Raw genomic sequence first — 4420 nt, forward strand, 5'->3', positions numbered from 1 at the left:
GATCAGTGACTGCTCTGCCGCAACGTTATCGCCCACTTTGACCAGGATCTCGGTGATTTCAACTTCATCAGCCCCGATGTCCGGTACATTGATTTCGATAGCCATTATTCTTTTACCTCTTACGCCAGACGCGGGTTAACTTTTTCTGCATCGATGTTGAATTTGGTAATTGCGTCCGCAACCACTTTCTTATCGATTTCGCCACGTTTAGCCAGTTCGCCCAGTGCTGCTACAACCACGTAAGAAGCATCAACTTCGAAGTGGTGACGCAGGTTTTCGCGGCTGTCAGAACGACCGAAGCCGTCAGTACCCAGTACGCGATAATCATCAGCTGGAACGTATGTACGAACCTGCTCAGCGAACAGTTTCATATAGTCAGTGGACGCCACCGCTGGCGCGTCGTTCATCACCTGAGCGATGTACGGAACGCGTGGGGTTTCCATTGGGTGCAGCATGTTCCAGCGCTCACAATCCTGGCCATCACGCGCCAGTTCGGTGAAGGAAGTCACAGAGTACACGTCGGAACCCACGCCGTAGTCTTTCGCCAGGATCTGCGCTGCTTCACGAACGTGACGCAGGATAGAACCGGAGCCCAGCAGCTGAACTTTACCTTTGCTACCTTCAATGGTTTCGAGTTTGTAGATACCTTTACGGATACCTTCCTCGGCACCTGCTGGCATTGCCGGCATGTGGTAGTTTTCGTTCAGGGTGGTGATGTAGTAGTAAATGTTCTCCTGCGCTTCACCGTACATGCGCTGCAGACCGTCATGCATGATGACAGCAACTTCGTACGCGTAGGACGGGTCGTAAGAGATACAGTTAGGAATAGTCAGAGACTGAATGTGGCTGTGGCCATCTTCGTGCTGCAGACCTTCACCGTTCAGAGTCGTACGACCAGAAGTACCACCGATCAGGAAGCCGCGAGCCTGCTGGTCGCCTGCCTGCCAGCACAGGTCACCGATACGCTGGAACCCGAACATGGAGTAGTAGATGTAGAACGGAATCATCGGCAGGTTGTTGGTGCTGTAAGAGGTCGCAGCAGCCAGCCAGGATGCGCCTGCGCCCAGCTCGTTGATACCTTCCTGAAGGATCTGACCTTTCTCGTCTTCTTTGTAGTATGCAACCTGCTCACGGTCCTGCGGGGTGTACTGCTGGCCGTTCGGGCTGTAGATACCGATCTGACGGAACAGACCTTCCATACCGAAAGTACGCGCTTCGTCGGCGATGATTGGCACCAGGCGATCTTTGATCGACTTGTTCTTCAGCATCACGTTCAGGGCACGAACGAAAGCGATAGTGGTAGAGATCTCTTTGTTCTGCTCTTCCAGCAGCTGAGAGAAGTCTTCCAGCGCCGGCAGTTCCAGCTTCTCGGTGAAGTTAGGCTGACGAGCTGGCAGGTAGCCTTTCAGCGCCTGACGACGTTCGTGCAGGTACTTGTGCTCTTCAGAGCCTTCCGGGAAGGTGATGTAAGACAGGTTTTCTACCTGCTCATCGGTCACTGGAACGTTGAAACGGTCGCGGATATAGCGCACGCCGTCCATGTTCATTTTCTTAACCTGGTGAGCGATGTTTTTACCTTCTGCGGTATCACCCATGCCGTAACCTTTGATGGTGTGGGCCAGGATTACAGTCGCTTTACCTTTGGTTTCACGCGCTTTTTTCAGTGCAGCGTAAATTTTCTTCGGATCGTGACCACCGCGGTTCAGGGCCCAGATCTGCTCATCAGTCCAGTCTGCAACCAGCGCTGCGGTTTCAGGGTATTTACCGAAGAAGTGCTCACGCACGTAGGCACCGTCTTTGGATTTGAAGGTCTGGTAGTCGCCGTCAACGGTTTCGTTCATCAGCTGGATCAGTTTACCGCTTGTGTCTTTACGCAGCAGTTCGTCCCAACGGGAACCCCACATGACTTTGATCACGTTCCAGCCAGCACCTGCGAAGATGCCTTCCAGTTCGTTGATGATCTTGCCGTTACCGGTTACCGGACCATCCAGACGCTGCAGGTTACAGTTGATGATGAAGCACAGGTTGTCCAGCTTCTCACGGGTCGCGATGGTGATCGCACCTTTAGATTCTGGCTCATCCATTTCGCCGTCGCCCAGGAAGGCGTAAACGGTCTGCTCGGAGGTGTCTTTCAGACCACGGTGTTCCAGATACTTCAGGAATTTAGCCTGGTAGATCGCACCGATTGGGCCCAGACCCATAGATACGGTCGGGAACTGCCAGAATTCAGGCATCAGTTTAGGGTGCGGATAAGAAGACAGACCTTTACCGTGAACTTCCTGACGGAAGTTGTTCATCTGCTCTTCAGTCAGACGACCTTCCAGGAATGCACGTGCATAGATGCCCGGAGAGATGTGGCCCTGGAAGTACACCAGATCGCCGCCGTCTTTCTCGTTCGCTGCACGGAAGAAGTGGTTGAAGCACACTTCGTAAACGGTCGCAGAAGACTGGAAGGACGCCATGTGGCCACCCAGCTCCAGGTCTTTCTTGGACGCGCGCAGAACGGTCATGATGGCGTTCCAGCGGATTGCAGAACGGATACGACGTTCCAGATCCAGATTGCCCGGGTATTCCGGTTCGTCTTCAACGGCAATCGTGTTTACGTAGTTGCTAGCCCCTGCACCTGAAGCAACCTTCACGCCGCCTTTGCGGGCTTCAGAAAGCAGCTGATCAATCAGATACTGAGCGCGCTCAACACCTTCTTCACGGATGACCGATTCGATCGCCTGTAGCCAGTCGCGAGTTTCGATCGGATCCACGTCATTTTGGAGACGTTCTGACATGGGGGTATTCCTTATCTATCTAATACGTTGATTTGTCTGGAACCTGTCCCATTGTGCTCTTGGGCAAGAACACAATAAGACAGGTTCTGCGTTTAGTTGCCGCGCTCTAAAAGTACCTGGCGCTTAATCCTTTCGTTGCTGTATGCGGCGTAATGAACGTTCGCGACGCGATTGTTCACGGCTGCGGTCCAGCAAGATTTCCTCAATGAAAGCCAGGTGACGGTGCGACGCTTCGCGCGCCTGCTCCGGCTCCCCGGCCATTATCGCCTCGAATACTCGGGTGCGATGGTTGCTTACCAGCGGGAGCATCTCCCGACGGGCATACAACAATTCAAAATTCTGACGAACGTTCTGGGCCAGCATCGGCTCCATGCAGCGTAGCAGATGGAGGAGCACCACGTTGTGTGCCGCTTCGGTGACGGCGATTTGATACTGGACAACGGCGCTGGACTCGGCGTCTAAATCGCCGGACTGCTGTGCCCGTTCAATGGCCTGATGCAGTTCGCGGATACGCACGCGATCTTCATCAGTGCTGCGAAGGGCGGCGTAATAGGCCGCAATACCTTCAAGCGCGTGACGGGTCTCAAGCAGGTCAAACTGGGATTCTGGGTGGTCAGAGAGAAGTTCTACCAGCGGATCGCTGAAGCTCTGCCACAGGCTGTTTTGCACAAAGGTTCCGCCGCCCTGGCGACGAAGCAGCAAGCCCTTTGCTTCGAGGCGTTGAATCGCCTCACGCAGAGAGGGACGTGAAACGTCGAACTGTTTTGCCAGCTCGCGTTCTGGCGGAAGTTTCTCACCCGGGCGCAGAGTCCCTTCGAGGATTAAAAACTCCAGCTGCTGCTCAATCACATCAGATAGTTTTGGTTGGCGAATTTTGCTGTAGGCCATATTCCCTGTCTTACGCCTTTTTGCCCGGAGTCAATTGGTCTTACCAATTTCTAGTTCGTATCGCTAAAGTAACAAAGTATTCACCTTCTGTCCATATTGGTTTTGATTGAAATCAGTAAACCCTGCACATTTTAACAACCTTACAGAAATAACGTTTCAGAAATGTAACTTTGCACAAATGAGTTGATTACTCCCAAAGAGGGAGTTTTAACCATAATGAAACGAGGGGTTTTGCAATCTGAAGCGATTCAACATGGCAAATAATGAAAATTCGCCCACTTAAGAAGCATTTCTATTCTATAGGTTGGGTTAGGAAGAATAAGCGGGCCGATTTACAAATGCTTTCTTTTTATTCAAGTCGTCAGCATCCCTTCATAAAGCAGGTGCATTCGCAGGCGCTTACCACTATTCTGGCGCGTACGGAAGTCATCTCCGCTTTTTTCGGTTTGTTTAACCGTAAAGAAATAAATACAGAATATGGACTTTCATAATTACACACGCACAGCGTGAACATAACAACCACACACGAGGTTTCAAATGGAAGCTCAACAGCACGGCGATCAGCTAAAGCGCGGACTTAAAAACCGCCATATACAGCTCATCGCACTGGGCGGTGCGATTGGTACCGGCCTGTTTCTGGGCAGCGCATCCGTTATCCAGTCAGCCGGTCCGGGTATTATTTTGGGTTACGCGATTGCGGGTTTCATCGCTTTTCTGATCATGCGCCAGCTTGGCGAAATGGTCGTTGA

4 protein-coding genes and 1 pseudogene are annotated in these 4420 nt (G+C 52.1%); 2 read left to right on the forward strand and 3 right to left on the reverse strand.

Translation table 11 applies throughout. From position 1 onward, the window contains the following. The 3 genes from IM273_RS22110 to pdhR all read right to left on the reverse strand — a co-directional run. Window positions 1–105 (reverse strand): biotin/lipoyl-containing protein (locus IM273_RS22110; protein WP_193055652.1); only part of this gene is annotated, 105 nt, incomplete at its 3' end. 14 nt (window positions 106–119) lie between these two features. Continuing rightward, complete coding sequence (gene aceE / locus IM273_RS22115) at window positions 120–2783, reverse strand: pyruvate dehydrogenase (acetyl-transferring), homodimeric type (protein WP_028015529.1); 2664 nt, start codon at window positions 2781–2783, stop codon at window positions 120–122. A gap of 123 nt (window positions 2784–2906) precedes the next feature. Beyond that, window positions 2907–3671, reverse strand: a complete 765-nt coding sequence (pdhR, locus tag IM273_RS22120) for a pyruvate dehydrogenase complex transcriptional repressor PdhR (protein ID WP_006173806.1) — start codon at window positions 3669–3671, stop codon at window positions 2907–2909. 263 nt (window positions 3672–3934) lie between these two features. Between pdhR and IM273_RS22125 the strand changes: the two genes are divergently transcribed. Beyond that, window positions 3935–4162 carry a hypothetical protein gene (locus IM273_RS22125; RefSeq protein ID WP_071993741.1) on the forward strand — a complete coding sequence of 76 codons (228 nt, stop codon included), beginning with the start codon at window positions 3935–3937 and terminating at the stop codon, window positions 4160–4162. A 46-nt stretch (window positions 4163–4208) separates the two neighbouring features. Continuing rightward, window positions 4209–4420, forward strand: a pseudogene (locus tag IM273_RS22130) (aromatic amino acid transporter AroP); the annotation flags it as partial.

Source organism: Enterobacter cloacae complex sp. P13B (genome assembly GCF_014895915.1).
Taxonomy (GTDB): domain Bacteria; phylum Pseudomonadota; class Gammaproteobacteria; order Enterobacterales; family Enterobacteriaceae; genus Enterobacter; species Enterobacter bugandensis.

Bases quoted from the DNA above. Each gene is read 5' to 3' on its own strand.
- aceE (WP_028015529.1), bottom strand. From the start codon at position 2,783: ATGTCAGAACGTCTCCAAAATGACGTGGATCCGATCGAAACTCGCGAC.
- pdhR (WP_006173806.1), bottom strand. From the start codon at position 3,671: ATGGCCTACAGCAAAATTCGCCAACCAAAACTATCTGATGTGATTGAG.
- IM273_RS22125 (WP_071993741.1), top strand. From the start codon at position 3,935: ATGAAAATTCGCCCACTTAAGAAGCATTTCTATTCTATAGGTTGGGTT.